13 protein-coding genes are annotated in these 16,403 nt (G+C 43.8%); 5 read left to right on the top strand and 8 right to left on the bottom strand.

Annotated features, from left to right (window positions below; all coding sequences use genetic code 11):
• Position 1 precedes the first annotated feature (1 nt).
• Positions 2-1,078: a PAS domain-containing sensor histidine kinase gene (locus AABK40_RS22375; protein ID WP_338399462.1), complete on the bottom strand. Its 1,077-nt coding sequence runs from the start codon at positions 1,076-1,078 to the stop codon at positions 2-4.
• 406 nt (positions 1,079-1,484) lie between these two features.
• Between AABK40_RS22375 and AABK40_RS22380 the strand changes: the two genes are divergently transcribed.
• From AABK40_RS22380 to AABK40_RS22390, 3 genes are all read left to right on the top strand, one after another.
• Entirely contained in the window at positions 1,485-1,835 is a 351-nt protein-coding gene (locus AABK40_RS22380) for an NUDIX hydrolase (RefSeq protein ID WP_421953332.1), read from the top strand.
• 286 nt (positions 1,836-2,121) lie between these two features.
• Positions 2,122-3,897 carry an ATP-binding protein gene (locus AABK40_RS22385; protein WP_338399463.1) on the top strand — a complete coding sequence of 592 codons (1,776 nt, stop codon included), beginning with the start codon at positions 2,122-2,124 and terminating at the stop codon, positions 3,895-3,897.
• Between the two features lie 232 nt (positions 3,898-4,129).
• Complete coding sequence (locus AABK40_RS22390) at positions 4,130-6,352, top strand: GH92 family glycosyl hydrolase (protein ID WP_479681206.1); 2,223 nt, start codon at positions 4,130-4,132, stop codon at positions 6,350-6,352.
• 469 nt (positions 6,353-6,821) lie between these two features.
• Here AABK40_RS22390 and AABK40_RS22395 read toward each other — a convergent pair whose 3' ends face one another.
• Positions 6,822-7,262 carry a hypothetical protein gene (locus AABK40_RS22395; RefSeq protein ID WP_338399465.1) on the bottom strand — a complete coding sequence of 147 codons (441 nt, stop codon included), beginning with the start codon at positions 7,260-7,262 and terminating at the stop codon, positions 6,822-6,824.
• A gap of 310 nt (positions 7,263-7,572) precedes the next feature.
• On the opposite strand from AABK40_RS22395, the gene AABK40_RS22400 reads away from it, so the two are divergent.
• Entirely contained in the window at positions 7,573-8,196 is a 624-nt protein-coding gene (locus AABK40_RS22400) for a BrxA family protein (protein WP_338399466.1), read from the top strand.
• A gap of 141 nt (positions 8,197-8,337) precedes the next feature.
• On the top strand, positions 8,338-8,913 hold the full coding sequence (locus AABK40_RS22405; RefSeq protein WP_338399467.1) for a DUF1788 domain-containing protein: 576 nt from the start codon (positions 8,338-8,340) through the stop codon (positions 8,911-8,913).
• Positions 8,914-9,092: 179 nt separating this feature from the next.
• Here AABK40_RS22405 and AABK40_RS22410 read toward each other — a convergent pair whose 3' ends face one another.
• From AABK40_RS22410 to AABK40_RS22435, 6 genes are all read right to left on the bottom strand, one after another.
• Positions 9,093-10,175, bottom strand: coding sequence for an IS3 family transposase (locus tag AABK40_RS22410; RefSeq protein WP_338399471.1), 1,083 nt, complete (start codon positions 10,173-10,175; stop codon positions 9,093-9,095).
• The gene (locus AABK40_RS22415; protein WP_338399133.1) at positions 10,129-10,500 is read right to left on the bottom strand and encodes a hypothetical protein; all 372 of its coding nucleotides are present in this window, start codon (positions 10,498-10,500) and stop codon (positions 10,129-10,131) included. Before AABK40_RS22415 ends, AABK40_RS22410 begins: the two co-directional genes overlap by 47 nt.
• Positions 10,501-10,706: 206 nt before the next feature.
• A complete protein-coding gene (locus AABK40_RS22420; protein ID WP_338399468.1) occupies positions 10,707-11,099 on the bottom strand; it encodes a DUF1987 domain-containing protein in 393 nt (130 codons plus the stop codon).
• Positions 11,100-11,107: 8 nt separating this feature from the next.
• Complete coding sequence (locus tag AABK40_RS22425; RefSeq protein WP_332922828.1) at positions 11,108-11,647, bottom strand: SiaB family protein kinase; 540 nt, start codon at positions 11,645-11,647, stop codon at positions 11,108-11,110.
• 4 nt (positions 11,648-11,651) lie between these two features.
• Entirely contained in the window at positions 11,652-14,126 is a 2,475-nt protein-coding gene (locus tag AABK40_RS22430; protein ID WP_338399469.1) for a SpoIIE family protein phosphatase, read from the bottom strand.
• 68 nt (positions 14,127-14,194) lie between these two features.
• Positions 14,195-16,402 carry a TonB-dependent receptor gene (locus AABK40_RS22435; protein WP_338399470.1) on the bottom strand — a complete coding sequence of 736 codons (2,208 nt, stop codon included), beginning with the start codon at positions 16,400-16,402 and terminating at the stop codon, positions 14,195-14,197.
• Between the last annotated feature and the right edge of the window lies 1 nt (position 16,403).

The raw sequence follows: 16,403 nt of genomic DNA on the forward strand, positions 1-16,403 counted from the left end.
TTTAATTTTCGAGAGGAATAGAAAAAAAGAAATCGCTGCCCACGCCAATTTTGGATTCCACCCAAATTTTTCCTGCATGGTTATCGATGATTTTTTTCGTTTTGTTCAGACCAAGACCTAAACCCTGAATGTTTCGTTCGTTGTGAACCCGTCTGAAAATCATAAATATCTTTTTAAAATCTTTTGCTTCAATACCAATTCCGTTGTCACTGATTTTAAATATAGCTTGCTCGCCAATTCTGTCGGCACTGATCTTTACGTGTGGTGGCTCCTCTATTTTATGGTAAGACAATGCGTTGCTGATGAGGTGGCAAAAGGCCTCCTTAAATTCTTCTTTATAAACTTTCACCAAAGGTAATTCGCCCTCGACATCAACCGAGCCTTTGGTATTGGTCATTTCTTCATCCAACTGTTCGAGCACTTCTGCCACGATATTTTCCGGGCAGATCAGCTTTTTGACTTTTCGTTCCTTATTACTTGCCAAAAGGGGTAAATCATCTACCAGGTCAGTCATTTTCAGGATCGACTGGTTAATGATCTGCATGGCAGAAATGGTGCGTTGATCATAATGCTGCCCATTGATTCTCAGCAATAAATTCACCAGCCCACCAATAGAATTCAGTGGTGAGCGCAAATCGTGGGAGGTTAGTGTTAAAATATCCTCCAGTTTCTTTTCGATGCCTTTAATGGCCGTGTTATTCTGAAAAGTGGTGTTGATAAATTGTAAAGCCCCTTCTTTATTATACTGAAGGTCAACAGAAAACAAAACAGGAATCGTTGCCCCTTTTTTGGTGAGCAGACCCACCTCCATAGCAGGGAGATTTTTGTTGGTATCAATACCATTACCCACGCCGAGGGCAACATCAAGATCATTGGGATGAAAAAAATAGGATAATGATTTTCCGATCACTTCCGAATTTTCATACAATAATACCTTTGAAAATGAGGGGTTACAGGCCAAAATTTTTCCTGAAGAAGGACATATAGTAGCACATAGCACAGGAAGGCTATCATAAATTTTAAGCAGATTTTCCTGCTCAAGCGCCTGATTTGTGTTACTGTTGATCACTCTTTCCATGCTTATTTCCTTTTAGCTAAATGCCCCTGCAATGCAGGTTTTGATCTTTTGGTGGATTGTTTATTACTAACCTATGAATGATATTATTAAAAATAAATGAAATTACATAGTTGAGCCTATTTGGGCTTACAGGCACAGATGTAAGATATTACATAGGATAAGGTCGTCTATACTAAATATCCAATTGAATTCATTTAGAATTAATTTATATCTGTAGTTAAAACCACTGGAATAGGTGGTTAGGGTTCCTGTAATGATAACATCAAAACCCGAATTGGTTAATATTAATCAAGTTGATCGAATTTCTTACGTCTTGGTAATTATCCAGATTCTCTATTCCTTTGTTGCATGAAATTGATAGATAAAGTGGCTTGGATCCACCTCGAAGATCGAAGATCGACGAGTGTTGAGCACGCGTAGTAGGGGTAAATCGGTTTATTATTTCCCTGGCGGAAAAAGGGAAGCGGGGGAGACCGATGTTGAGGTGCTTTGCCGGGAGATTAAAGAGGAACTTGATGTGGAGATAGACCGGGACTCTGCCATTTATATAGGCACTTTTGAAGCACACGCACACGGGCATGATGCGGAAGTATTGTTGCAGATGCGGTGTTATGAAGCGAATTTTTCGGGAACACTGACCGCTTCAAGTGAAATCGATTGCTTCGAGTGGATGCGCTATCGGGATCGGGAACGGACTTCGGAAGTGGATCAGAAGATATTTGATTTTTTATGGGAGAGGGCGTTGATTGATATGTAATATTTTTCTTGAAAACAGCGCGTAAAATGATGGCAATCTCCATGCTTTATTGGCGGAAGAGTGAAAAAAAGTACGTTTACCGGTCAATTCAGATGATTACCTTCCTGTAGGGGTGTTGGTCAATTTAATTCGCACTTGGTAACTTATAGGATCCATTCACCGGATTTCAGAGTGCTAATTTCAAACAGATGTCTTAACTTCAGAAAGTGAGGTGAATTTAACCTCTATTGTATTTCTATTAGCGTCTTTTTTGAATTTTATCCTGTGTCGGATCAATCCAATATATATGATCGAGTCTTCCTATAAATCCAATGCTGATGGTGTAAAGTTGAGCAACACTATTGCCCTGCTGATTGCCTTGGTGATTTTTCCTTACATTTTTATTTTTCAGCAGATGCAAGGGCTTGAGTTCATGTCCCCTTTATCTGCGGTGCTGTCTTTTGCCTATATTACCGTTCCGGTGCTTAATCACTTTAAAAAATATTTGGCAGCAAAAATTTATATTGTCATCCAGACCACCATCGAGATCACGGTTTACTCCATGGTCCTGGGGGGAGAAACGTTGCTGTTTGTTTACTTTTTTTCGATGGTCCTGGTGCCGCTGATGTTCTTTTCCTATGAGGAAAAGAAGCTTATATTTTTCTCCTATCTTTTGATTCTGGTCAACCTGATCGTCGATATCAGCTATAAATATTTCACCAATGATGCCCTGATGAGCAGCTCGTACATGCCGCTGATTATCGGTAATATTGCCGTGTGCTTTTGTTTGGTGTGCATTTACAGCTATCGGATTGTGCAGGAAAAATACCATTACAGTAGAAGGCTGGAGGCGCATAATCAGCACCTGACAGATTTGATTGATCAGCAGATTGAAGCAGAAGAAAAGCTGATCAAAGCGCGAGAACTTGCCGAATCGGTCTCCGAGGCAAAACAGAATTTCCTTTCCTCGATGAGTCATGAGCTCCGCACCCCACTGAATGCCGTGATTGGGATTACAAATATTTTGATTGATTCCAAGCCCAACGAAGATCAGGTGGATAATTTAAATGTGATGAAATTTTCTGCGGACAACCTCCTGTCGCTCATCAATGATATTCTTGACTATAACAAAATTATAGCAGGAAAACTGACCATTGAACATGTGCCTTTTCAGTTGCATGAGCATGTGGCCAATCTGCGGGAAGCCAATTCTTTTAATGCTAAAGACCGCAACAATCAGCTGGTACTGTCCATTGAGGAGCAGGTACCCACTTTTGTAAAAGGGGACCCTGTGCGCATTGCGCAGGTGCTGAATAACCTGATCAATAATGCCATCAAATTCACCGAAAACGGGACCATTAACATTCGACTGAAACAGGGTAGCCCTGAAGATGCCACCGTTACTTTTGAGGTGGAAGACAGTGGGGTGGGCATTGCGCCAGAGAATATTGATAAGATTTTCAAGGACTTTGAACAGGCGGAAGCGAGTACCAACCGTAAATTCGGCGGTACCGGTCTGGGCTTGCCGATCAGTAAAAAATTGCTCCATTTAATGAATGCGGAAATTTTTGTTCACAGTGAAGTGGGGAAGGGAACAACTTTTACCTTTACAGTGCCTTTCGGAGTGGTTAAAGAGGAAGTGCAAACGCAGGTTACTCCACAGGAGCACGAGATTGGTCATCAAAATGAGTTGGTGGGCAAAAAGGTGTTGCTCGTTGAAGATAACCTGATAAATGTGAAGGTTGTCGCACAGTTTCTGAAAAAGTGGGGCATGTCCCACGACTGGGCGGAAAATGGGGAGATTGCCGTGAAAATGGCCTCTAAAAATGCCTACGATTTGATTTTGATGGATTTACACATGCCCGTGATGAATGGGTATGAAGCGACGAAAATTATCCGGACTTTTAACCCCACCATACCGATTATCGCACTGACCGCCTCCGCCCTTTTGGAAGTAAAAGGCAACTTGCTGGCTATTGGTATGAACGGGTCGGTGACCAAGCCTTTTGTGCCCGCAACCCTGAAGAATGAGATCCTGAAAAATATCATGATCACCGCTCCAGACAACGTCTCCTCCAATTAGGAGCGTAAGGGCTTAGAACCTCTTCTGACCATAATTACAGGTGATTTTATGCCAAAAAAAGAGAATGTAGCCCATTTGTAATTCGTATTCACTGCTTTTTTTCCTCCCCGACAGATATTTTTGATTGATGATACCAATGCGGTATTTTTTTGTCAGGTAGAAGTAGCATAATATGATAAAGGTAAAATCTATTTTTTTGTTAATCGCAGGGGTATTTGCAATGGGAACCACCATGGCAAATACTAAAAAGCAAGTTACAAAGTCACCCATGGATTACGTCGATCCATTTATTGGAACCGGCGGTATCGTCCATACTTTTCCGGGGGCTACCATGCCCAATGGGATGATTCAGCTGAGCCCGGATGGAGACACGCAGGGTTGGAACTGGTGCTCAGGCTATCATTATTCAGACACCAACCTCAAAGGTTTTTCCCACACCCATTTGTCGGGTACGGGCTGGTCGGATTTGGGAGATATTTTACTCATGCCTACCGTCGGGAAAATTCAAACCGAGCCAGGTACTAAGGAGCATCCCGATGCCGGTTGGCGGTCACGTTTCAGTCATGATCAGGAACAGGCTTCACCGGGCTATTACGAGGTATTTCTGAAAGATTATGATGTCGATGTAGCATTGACGGCCGGCAGGAGAGTGGGGTATCATCAGTATCATTTCCCTAAAACCACGGAAGCCAATGTGGTGATTGATCCTACGAACAAGATTTTCGGGTCGATTATCGAAACCAAAGTAACGCAAGAGGATGAGCATACGGTAAGTGGCTATTGTTACTCCAATGGTTGGGGCGGCAAACGCTATACTTATTTTGTGGCCAAATTTTCCAAACCCATGACGGGCTTCATGGTGAGTTCAGGGAAGGACCTTGCCCGCGCAACAAGCCGGGAAGGGAAATCAGCAAGAGGGTTCGCCATTTTCAATACTGAAGACGATCAACAACTCGAAGTGCGTGTGGCCATCTCTGCGGTGAGCCTCGAAGGTGCCAAAGCCAATTTGGCATCGGAAGTTACGGATTTCAGTACGGCATTGAAACAGGCCAAATCCTCCTGGGCAGAAAAGCTGAATGCTTTTGAGGTATCAGGCGGGACGGAAGCGCAAAAACGCATTTTTTATACCGGCATTTATCACAATTATATTGCCCCAAACCTGACCTCAGATGTGGACGGGAAATATATTGTCAATGAGAAAGTTTATCAGGCGAAAGGCTTTGAAAACTATTCTTCATTCTCTTTCTGGGATACTTTCAGGGCTACCCAACCGCTGTTACACATGGTTTCTCCAGAACTGTCAAGCAATGTGATGCAATCCCTGATTGCCCGCCACCGCGATGCGAAATCTCATTTACCACTGTGGGAGCTTTGTGGGGTAGATAACACCTGTATGATTGGTTACCCTACGGTGGCCGTGTTATATGATGCGATTATGAAAGGCGTTCCGGGGATTGATGAGGAAGAGGCTTTTGAAGCGATGAAGGACATTGCCAACACGAATAAAGATTCGAGTTCGGATGGTGTCGGTGGGCTCGATGAATATATCAGCCTGGGTTATGTGCCGGCCGATATCCCAAAGAACGTTTCCAAAACCCTCGAATATGCTTATGAGGACTGGTGCATTGCCTCTTTGGCAAAGCGGTTGGGTAAAATGGAAGATTACCGCGTTTTTAAAGCACGATCGGAAAATTACCGAAACCTCTTCAATAGCGACCGCAAAATGTTCTGGCCAAAAAATGCCGACGGCAGTTGGTTTGGAGAGATTAATCAGCATAAATGGGACGAATTGCAGCAACACTGGATTTCTGGAAATCTGTGGGCTTATGAATATTTCGCACCGCACGCAGTGAATGATTTGATTGAGCTTAAAGGTGGTGTGAAAGATTTCACGGCCCAACTCGATGATCTATTCAGCAAGTCGCTGGATATGGAAGGCGAGGAGCATGTAGATATTTCAGGCTTTATTGGTGGATACGCCCACGGCGATGAGCCCGGGCATGCGAATGCCTACCTGTATAATTATGTCGGTCAGCCCTATAAAACGCAAGCACTGGTCCGCCAGATTATGGATGAAATGTACACCGATCAGCCTGATGGCATGCCCAATAATGAGGATTGTGGGCAGATGTCGGCTTGGTATGTTTTTTCTTCCATGGGATTTTATCCTGCCTGCCCAGGGGATGAGGAGTTTTTGATCGGCTCCCCATTGTTCAGTGCTGCAAAAATGAAACTGGGCAATGGGAATGTTTTCACTATGGAAGCTAAAAACCAGTCTGCGGAAAATATCTATGTGCAGTCTATTGAAATCAATGGAAAAAAAGTGAACAGAACTTATATCACCCAGCAGGAAATTATGAATGGTGGATCCCTGAAATTAGTGATGGGCAACAAGCCGAACACCAAATTGGGGGCCAAGTCAAAATTCAGACCGACCGCTCCTGCAAGCAGATAAAATGACAAGCCTCAGGCAGCTTTCAAAATCAGCATTGTGTTGGACGTTAAAAATAACGTCTATACAGGATAATCTGCTTAGCTTAATGGCATCGGGTGAATCCGTAAAGTTGTTAACATAATATTTTGTGTTAAAGCCATAGAATTAGTTGCCCTGCCGAAAACCGAATATTATTTACCGCTAAAACTGAAATTTAAGAGGTGCAACAGCCCGATAAATATTAAAGAAATTCATTGATCGATCCCGAGGCTGAACGATGATGTTTCCTCAGGAAAATGAAAGCCATTCAATTTTATATATTTGAATTAGTGTTTGAAGCCACAGCGCGATCCTGTGGCTTTTTTTTAAGCCCATTATTTAACATAATGCTTTCTTTTTTTGGGGGGGAGTGATATTGAAAGCTTGCGAAACATGCCCCTTGGGTTGGGCAGTCGAATATTTTTGTATCCCTACTCCGAAAACTGGACGGTCAGACACACCCCAAACCCTCCAGTCGGTCCAACAGCTGATTCTCAAACCATTCCAGATCCTCAATGTCATTGATGGGGTAACGCATCCATTGCCCGTCCTCCTCGAGTCCAATGTAATGTCGTTGGCCCTCCTGCCATAACTGACACAGGCGCTTTTGCTGCTGACCGTCAATCAGTATTTCTTTTTTGATCAGGCGGTCGTTGGTTAAGAGTCGTTGGGGGTCGATATGCTTGGCCATTAATGCCTTCAGTTTTAATAATCGTTCGGGGGGAGTGCCGGAAAAGGAAATTTTCGCGAGCGAAGACCCTTCGGTGACCACCATCTTTTTCAGTCGGTGATTTTCCTGCGCAAGTTGATGATTCTCTTTTAGCCTTTTCAGGAAAAGAAAACCGAAAGCTGTGGTCAGCAATATATTTATGGAGAATAAATAAATCATCATCTTAATTGAATTGTGGTACCTTATGATTGGTTTGGACCTTTCGGTACGGACGGTGCATACAACCTCCCCACATCAAGGGCGGCTACCATCAGGGCGAGTATCAAACCAACACCCCAAAGGTCAGGCATGGCAGTGCAACGAAAGTGCAGCGGAGGATTTTCATGTTTTTTTTCGAGGCACATTGGCTGCACTTGGAAAGGGTAGGTTTGTGGTGTGGGTCGGCCCAATGTGGCTGACCTCAGCATAACGAATTCATTTCGTGTGGTACGGGCAGGCCTGACCCTTGAAATCATTTGCCTACCCCCTATAAATGTTTACCTTTGTTGGTTACCAAATGACCAATAAAAACAAGATGCCGAACAAAAAATATAGCTTTACTTTTACGCTTAGCCTTTTGCGATTATCCGAATTTTCGATGGTCATGAACGCACTTTTACGGGGGCAGGGAACGAAGGATGAGCTGATTTTAAATTTTGGAAATGGGAAAATAAAGACGGGGAGTCTGTTGTATTCCGAACTCAGCAAACGCGCCAAAGCCCTGACGCCCGAACAACAGGAGTTTTACCTCGATGCCGACTTGCCGACGCAAAAACTGCTCGCCCTGCTGGCGGTTTGTAAGGTGTATCCCTTCATTCGGGACTTCATCCTCGAGGTGCTGCGTAATAAGGTTTTGCTGTTCGACGATCAGCTCAGCCGACTGGATTATGACCGTTTCTTTGAGAACAAAAAGGAACTGCATGATGAGGTGCTGGCGCTTTCGGAGAATACAGAACGGAAAGTCCGTCGGGCAATTTTCGGGATTTTGTTGGAAGCAGGCCTGATCGAAGGGGAGGATGGCCAATACCAAATCCAACGCCCGTGGGTTTCGGGTAGATTGGAACAGGTCATTCGGCAGGACAAAGAAGAATGGTTGATGGTGTTGTTACATCATTAAATTGGTGGAATGTATGTAGGGTCAGCCCTATGTGGCTGACCTAAAAAAAAAATATCGGTATTTAGGTCAGGCACGCAGGCCAGACCCTACACGGCTGACCTAATTAATGATTGCATGCAATGCCACCCAAAAACAAAAAAAATGACAAGCATAAGCGAACAATTTGAACATATATTCGAGGTCGTTTCTTCAGAAGGATTTTTGAAGATGCAGGCCCTCGGCGGGGAGATCCCTTTCTATATTTCAGCCTATGATCCCACGCAGGAGATGCCCGTGCGTCAGGCGATCCGTGGGTTGATCAACAAGCTCGAGAAACGATCCATTTCCGTTCTGGAGGTCAATCTCTATGACTTGTCAGTGGAGATTATTGACAACAAAATGGGCATGGAAAAGATGTTCAAGGTAGAGCAAAGGCGCAAGGACAAAGCCAAGTTCATGCGCGCTTTGCAGTCGAGTTTGAACATGCACGAGGTACTTATGCCGGCGGTTGAAGCCAAGATCAAGCAGGCGCAGGCGCAGGTATATTTCTTCACAGGCATCGGCGAGGTATTCCCCTTCATCCGATCCCATAACGTGCTCAATAATTTACAGAATATTGCCAAACAAGCGCCAACGGTCATGTTTTTTCCTGGCAATTATAATGGTCATTCCTTGGAGCTTTTTGGTAAATTAACGGACGATAATTATTATCGGGCTTTTAATATCCAAAACGTGTAGGGTCAGGCCTATGTGCCTGACCTGATGATATACGCCTACGTGATGTACGGTCAGACCTACGTGCCTGACCTGATATCGGGATGGATAATCATGTCTTGTCCTGAAATAACTTGGCACTTATTATCAGCTTTTTCGTCTGATTGGATGCTTTGTAAATTGTACTATAATAGGTATGTGTTTTATGTTACATTTCGAGATGTCGCCGCGGGCGCCGCGCTCCCGCGGGGAACTTTTAAATTAGGGTGAGTTCCTTTGGCAGGCTCGAGCCTGCCAAAACTCACTAACCCAAATTCAAAAGTGCACGAACTACACCGCTGAAAAGGAGCGGCTCCTAATCGCTTATTTTTTCTATAGTTTTTCCATTTTCGTTTGATCAGTCCTTGGTGATTATGAGCTTCTTCCGGTGTCATCAAATCGAGACTCCAATGCCTTCTTTTATGGTTATAAATATCAATTGCCCAAGTGGCTTTTTTCTTTGCATCTGCAACCGTTAAAAAACTTGCTTCAAGGTAAAACTCTTGTTTCAAAATACCATTTACTCGTTCTGCAACGGCATTTTGATAGGGGTCATAACTTTCCGTCATACTCACTTGTATTTCATTCTTTCTCAACATTTTGATATATGCGTTGCAGCAATACTGAACACCACGATCGGAATGATGGATCAACGGTTGCGCCTTGTCTGGTCGCTGTTTGAGTGCCATCTTTAAGGCCTTAATGCTATCAGCCGCAGCAAGACTGTCAGAAAGTTGCCAACCGACAATCTTTCTCGAATACAGATCAGTCACCAGGTGTAAGTAGGCGTGTCTCTGGCGCCCCAAAATACTGATATAGGTAATGTCTGCTACCCAAATTTCATTTGGTCTTGTGGGCTGAATGTTACCAATCAAGTAGGGATGCTTCTTGAATTTATGCTTTGAATTGGTGGTTTTTATGTAGCTTTTTTTCTTCTTAATCAAGCCGTTATGCTCTTTCAAAAACGAGAACAACCGATCACGCCCCAAATAGATACCTTCAGCTTCAAGCGTATCATTGATTTCGATGTGTAGTTTGCGGCCACCCATATTTGGCTGATCTTTGCGCGCTTCTTTAATTACCTTGAGGATAAACTCTTCTTTACCAACCCAATCCGCCAATTTCACTTCATGCTGCTGCCAGGCTTGTCGACTCTTACCAAAAATACTTGTGAGCCTTAAAAGCCCAACAGAAGGGTGGTTATGTTTTAACTTTTCGACCGTTTCGTACCAACTTTTTTTTAAGATTCATCCCATATCGCTGCTCACCGATATCCACCAAAATTTCCATAGCCTCAGCCTTCAACTGAGCATCTTCCTTTTCACGTTGCAACTGCATCACCAATGCTTTCAATGCATTGGGGTCATTAGGTAAATCCGATTTTTTCATCTTAGGTCGTGTCTTGTATTTTGTTTGTATTAATTGTTGATACCACCAGCACCAGCGCTTCAGGGTGCGTTCACAGATTTGATAATCTTCCAAAATTTTTTTCTTACTCGCAAGCCCGACGTAATATTTTTGTACAGCTGTCCGTTTTTCTTTTGCGCTAATTTTAAGTTCCTTAATTTGCATTTTCCTTATTTTTTAATTCTCAACCATTTATGAAATAGTTGCCAACTGTATTCAGGACGATGCAACAGTTTATATAATTTACCTTATGTTAAATAAAAAGGGTCAAAAAATAAATGCTATTGGTTTAGAGTAAAAATCGGACGGGTATTATATCACCATGACCCGCCCTCAGGTATTTTTACTCATCGCTGTAGCATTTTCTTAGCTTATAAAGCGTATTCCACCAAATTCATTTCCAGCTCACTTTCTTCGATAAGATCTTCTGCTTCCATAAGCATTTCTTCATCATCGGGATCTGGATAAAACCAATTGACCGTCAAGGCGGCACCATTATCACTCAGTTCTTTTAAGTTGATGAACAAATCCAATAACGCACGAGATGAAGCGGTATTGAAATAAGTCAGTTTAATGTCCAGGGTAAATTCGCCTTTGGTTACTTCAAAGTAGTTGGCGATCCACTTGTAAATATCCTCATAAAACTGGTATGGTTCTTCAAGGTAAGACTCTCCCTGAATGGCTCCTTTTTTTGTGTTTCCTGATAGGTTCACATTAGGGACGAAAAACTTATCCCTGCTTCCTTCGACTATATAATCTTCCATGATAGTAGTTATTTTTCAAGTTGTATAAATATTGATAATAGGGATCGGTCATCGTCGATTTCTTCGACTTCAAACTGAATGGGTACTTGGGCTTTTATGGCCACCTGTATTATCCCAATATTACCGGAATTTAACCGGTGTTCGTCAGCCTTCAAAAGAAAATCTCTTTTCATTTTCCGTAAATCTTCTTTTCCGAGGTGCCCTACCACCTCGCCCTTTTGCATCACCCGGTCAATATCCTGATTATAAATTTGATTGCAGGCCCAAATGTCCAGGTGGTCGTCGGTTTCATCGATGGTAAACATCCCGATACCGTCCTGCGTTTCCGGATCGCGATCTGCGGAATAGTTGGCAATGTTTTGCACCAGTTCCATATAAATGGAAAATGCACGTTTCCATAGCTTTGCGTCATCTATGAATTTTACGCGCAGGTAATTGCCTACCATGCCAATATTACCCGAATTGAAAGGCCCGTACGCCTCGAGCTTGGCAGGGTCCGATTGCCAATAGATGGTTCGTTGCTTTTGTTTAATTTGGTCGTAACGCATGGAATTAAATTTTAAATGCTAATACAGTGATATCATCTCGTTGATCAGCACCTCCTTGATGTTGTGCCAATGCTACAGCTAATTCTTGGTATTGATCGTCCATCGGACGATCACATATTTCTTCCAAAAGAGCCTTGAATCTCCTTCGGTTAAATTTCCTTCTTTCGGGGTTGGCCTGATCGATGTAACCATCGGTCGGCAGGTACACAATGTCACCTTTCGCTAAGGTGACCTCACTGAGGCCAAACTGAATCTCCTTGTGGGCATAAATTCCCCCAATGGATTGCCGCTCTCCCATTACCTCATGAATTTTCCCCTGATGGCGATAATACACCACCTGCTTTGCGGCAACAAAGCTGAATTTTATTTGGTCTTCAGCAAGTTGTTCAAAAGAGCAGACCGTCAGGTCCATACCATCTTTGTTCCTGCTTTCCTCCTGATTAAAACGCTCCACGACATTAGCGTGAAGGTTTTCGACAATCCTGTTAGGCTCAAAAACCCGGTTGGTATTGATGATGTCGTTCAGGCCATTCATGCCCACCATCGATAAAAATGCCCCAGGAACACCATGCCCGGTACAATCCACCACGGCCACAATCTTTTTATTGTCGATTTCCTTCGCCCAGTAAAAATCACCCGACACAATATCACGTGGTTTATACAGCAAGAACAGTTCATCGAACATTTCCCGAAGGTAACCCTCAGTAGGCAAGAAGGCCTGCTGCATGGTTTGGGCGTACTTTATCGACTGCGTAACTTGCGTATTTTTCTCCTCCAGGTTTTCCTTCGCTCTGGTAATTTCCTGATTGGCCTTTTCAATTTTCAGCTGCTGCATTTGCAAAATCTTGTTATCCTTACGCTTGCGCATAAAGGAATAGATCAGTCCGAAAATCCCAAAACCAAAAAATATAATCACCAGAATGAACATATTCCGCTGACTTTGCGCCGCCTCAAGCTGTGCCTGTTTGGCCTGTTCCTGAGATTCGAGCAGCCTGATTTGCTCCTGTCGCTTTTCCTGCTCAATCTGCTGATTCTTCAGTTCAATCGCCTGCATCTCCCGCTCCTGCTTCACCTTGTCGAGTTCACTTGCCTGCTTAATCGCCTCCAGTTGCTTCTCCACAATATCCTTCGCCTGTTGCGCCCGAAGCCTTTCCAGCTCCTGATTCTTCAGCTCCGCTTTCTGTAAATCAGACTGATTCCGCAATAAATCCAACTCTTTTTCGCGCATGGCAAGCATCGTTTGCTGCCTGCGTTCATTCTCCATTTTTCGGTTCCGCTGAGCAATTTTTTTATTCAGCTGCTCTTCATTTTGCACCAATCGGCTTACATCAAGAAGGGCAGATTCCTCCTCCTTTTCTTCGGCAATCAGGGCATCATAATTTTCCTTGGCCTTCTTTGAGGCGTTATACTTACCGTCTTTCTGATGGATCAGCTCCAAAATTCGGTAACTCGTTTGCTCCAAAGATTTGTAACCGTATTCTGTCGCAATATTTAACGCCGTGGTTACCTCTTGCAGGGCCTGCACCGTATATCCCGACACATAGTAGTTGGCCGCAAGGTGGTTTAACGCATTGGCCTGTTCATACAGATTACCGCTTTTTTCAGCAATATTCAGCGCACTTGTATAAAACTCTTTTCCTTTATTGTATGACTTCAGGTTGGTGTAAGCCACCCCCACATTCAGTCTGAATTGAATTCTTTCCTCCGTGTTCAGCTGATTGTCGTTGATGCTTAACAGATCGATTACACGCATGAAGTAAGTATCCGCCTGACGCATATTTTCAAGACGCTTCTCAATAACCCCCATATTGTTGAGTACAGAAGCTTGCATGGCCGTTTCTCCGACGACCTTGTAATCCTTAACCAGCTGCTCATACTGTTTGATCGCCAATTCATAATTTCCCAGGTCGAAATCAATATTGGCGATTTTCAGCTTGGTGGAAATTACTTTTTTCTGATCTGATTCCTGATGATAATATTCCTTGAGCTGACGATACACCTCCTGATTTTTTATCGGATTGAAAGGCCCATTCAGCTGTACAAATTTTTCCCGGGCCACCATTCCCCAATCAGGCATATCGGCCTCATCATATCTCTTGAAAGCCATTTCCAGGTTTTGAATCGCCAGGGGAATCACATTCCGATCCTCATAATATTTTGCTTTCAACCAATAGACCTTCGCCTCACGTGCCGGATCAGAAATATCCTGCGCAATTTTCAGCGCAGAAAGATAATACTCAAGTTGTTGATTATAATGCGCTTCTTTGCCGTGGTTTTCTGCCAGAAGCAGGTAAATTTCATATTCCTGCCGATGAAGAAAATTTTGCTGAGCCAGCTCCAACGCCTGCTCATTGTAAGCATACGAGAGCACGTATTTCTGCTCGTTGGCCATTTGCTCACTCTGCATCAAAAGTTGTTTGATCAGTGCCAGACTTTCTATCTGAACAGAGTCCGCCTCCGCTTCATTCCCTTCTGCCATAGCCTGTAAGGGACCAAAAAGCAAAAAGTAGCAGGATAGTATCCGATATATATATTTAAATTTCAAGATTACAATTTCAAATTAAGCCCAAACATATATTGAGTTGCAGTCCGGTCTGCCATAGGGTAAAAACCGTGCTGGTTCGGCAACAAATTTTTCACATTGACAAAAACGGTGGCAAATTTAGCGAGCTGATAATTCAGACCCATTTGCCATTGGTAGCTGAAAGGAATTTCAAAATGTTGTGCCCCGGCAAAATAGGCCTCACGGCTGCTGATCAGATTTACATCATAACCGGTCTGAAAATTCAGACTGCTCTGCACAAACATCCTGTTGTAAAGAAATCTGAAACTACCATTAACCCCTCCCATACACGAGGGCATGCCATAAGTTTGTACACCTGCTGTGCTCCCCTTTTGGTAGGTCGCCCATACATGTGCATTAAATCGGTTATTGGGCAGATAGTCAATTTCTACCGTTAAGGACTGATTTCGAACCTGCCCCCCAAAGTTCTGATATTGAATAATATACTGCTCCCCTTTTTCAGGTTGCGCAATCAATTGACCCACCTCATTTTCATCCTCCTGATGATTAATCTCCTGAGCGCGCCACTCATTGTTGGCATTGCTCAATCCGTAGGTCAGGGAGAATGAAATGACCTGTATAAAAGTATTTCGATATCCAATTTTCAGGCTCTGACTTGTTTGTGGCGCCAAGTCGGGATTACTGACATAGGTGATCGTATCCATTTCACCGGTCCCCTTACTCGAAGGGTCATAAATCGGGCTCAACGAAGCCGTATGGTACTGATTCATCCCATAAGGACTCAGGCGATAACTGTTAGCTACATTCATCCACAGGTTCGCCGATTCCGTCAATTTGTACTTGGTTTGTAACTCGGCAGTCGGCATCAGGTGGTTGCTTAAATCAGCAGCATAATCCATCCTTACGCCATAATTAAAAGCCCATCGCTCAAACTCATGACTGTTTTTAGCATAGAGCCCCACGACGGTTTTATTCCCTTCCGTATACGGGTTTCTGTTTTCGTACCACTTCAGATAGGCATTGTGTGGCAAATTGAGGTACCTGATAAATTCATTATTGGTACTGATATCAATATTTTCCTGCTGAAGGTGTACACCCAAAATCAGGTCACCCTTCATCAACTTTGTCAGATACTCTCCGCGGCCATTCAAATAGCCAACCTGCTGAACCCCACCAATGCGGCCTCCCACACTTCGCTCACCCGACTGATAGGAAAGCTGATAGCGGAATTTATCCCAAAGTCCATTCAGGTTAAAATAATGCATTTTGGTGTCGTTATACGACAGGGCGACATTTGATGGTGCCTGATAAATATCCTGATACTGTGAACGCACATAGGCATAATCAATGGATATATCACGGTTTTCAGAAATCACAATGTTGGACCCTAAATCCAGAACATGGTGGTTTTTTGCGATGAACGGATAGGGGTTGGTGTAATAAGCGTTCGGTTCATAGAAAAGCAGCTCATTATTCGGGCGGTAGGTCCCCTGCGATTTGATATAGGAAGAATCATTGAACCGCTCGGTATAAGTATGGCTATAACCCGACTTAAAATAAACCCGATCTTTCACCCCCCAAGAGGCATTCACGCGGGTGTTCACTGAGCTGGAATTTCCCGCCTGAACGCTGCCGTCGAAGTGTAATTTACTGCTGTTATGTTTTTTGGATATAATCTGGATAATCCCCAGCACGGCACCTTCACCATAGGTAATGGTTGCCGGGTTAAAAACCACCTCAATACGTTCAATTTGCGACAGGTTGACGGGCACTTCTTCCCATCGTGGGCGGTTGTACACCCGGTCCATCAATGGCATTCCATCTTTCAACAGCAGATACCCTTGCCCACCAAGATCGCCTACCGTCTGAGGGCCGTTCAAGCCCTGCTTGCCCATCATCACCACATCGTAAGTACCGTTCAATTTCGGCCTTACCATTAGGCCCGGAATCATCCCCAAGCCTTCTTCCACCGTCAAAACCCCGTAATCGATCAGCTTTGCGGCAGACAATACATTGGCCTGTACTGCAAGCTCCTTGGTCTCCTCGAACTTCCCGGTAGCGGAGACAATCAGCGACCTCGCCGATATATCCACAGGCATGGTCAGGATGTCCTGCTCCACATTAAAGCGCAGGATTTCCTGACTGCTTTCCTGGGCAACCACTGACGGCATCGACAGGCAGCCTATTGAAAGCAGGAATGTTAAAAAATATGGTTTTATATAGCTATGCATT

The sequence above is a fragment of the Persicobacter psychrovividus genome (genome assembly GCF_036492425.1).
Lineage (GTDB): Bacteria > Bacteroidota > Bacteroidia > Cytophagales > Cyclobacteriaceae > Persicobacter > Persicobacter psychrovividus.

Excerpts from the sequence above, each read along its gene's own strand:
- AABK40_RS22375 (WP_338399462.1), bottom strand. The coding sequence starts at position 1,078 with ATGGAAAGAGTGATCAACAGTAACACAAATCAGGCGCTTGAGCAGGAA.
- AABK40_RS22385 (WP_338399463.1), top strand. The coding sequence starts at position 2,122 with ATGATCGAGTCTTCCTATAAATCCAATGCTGATGGTGTAAAGTTGAGC.
- AABK40_RS22390 (WP_479681206.1), top strand. The coding sequence starts at position 4,130 with ATGGCAAATACTAAAAAGCAAGTTACAAAGTCACCCATGGATTACGTC.
- AABK40_RS22395 (WP_338399465.1), bottom strand. The coding sequence starts at position 7,262 with ATGATGATTTATTTATTCTCCATAAATATATTGCTGACCACAGCTTTC.
- AABK40_RS22400 (WP_338399466.1), top strand. The coding sequence starts at position 7,573 with ATGTTTACCTTTGTTGGTTACCAAATGACCAATAAAAACAAGATGCCG.
- AABK40_RS22405 (WP_338399467.1), top strand. The coding sequence starts at position 8,338 with ATGACAAGCATAAGCGAACAATTTGAACATATATTCGAGGTCGTTTCT.
- AABK40_RS22415 (WP_338399133.1), bottom strand. The coding sequence starts at position 10,500 with ATGCAAATTAAGGAACTTAAAATTAGCGCAAAAGAAAAACGGACAGCT.
- AABK40_RS22420 (WP_338399468.1), bottom strand. The coding sequence starts at position 11,099 with ATGGAAGATTATATAGTCGAAGGAAGCAGGGATAAGTTTTTCGTCCCT.
- AABK40_RS22425 (WP_332922828.1), bottom strand. The coding sequence starts at position 11,647 with ATGCGTTACGACCAAATTAAACAAAAGCAACGAACCATCTATTGGCAA.
- AABK40_RS22430 (WP_338399469.1), bottom strand. The coding sequence starts at position 14,126 with ATGGCAGAAGGGAATGAAGCGGAGGCGGACTCTGTTCAGATAGAAAGT.
- AABK40_RS22435 (WP_338399470.1), bottom strand. The coding sequence starts at position 16,402 with ATGCATAGCTATATAAAACCATATTTTTTAACATTCCTGCTTTCAATA.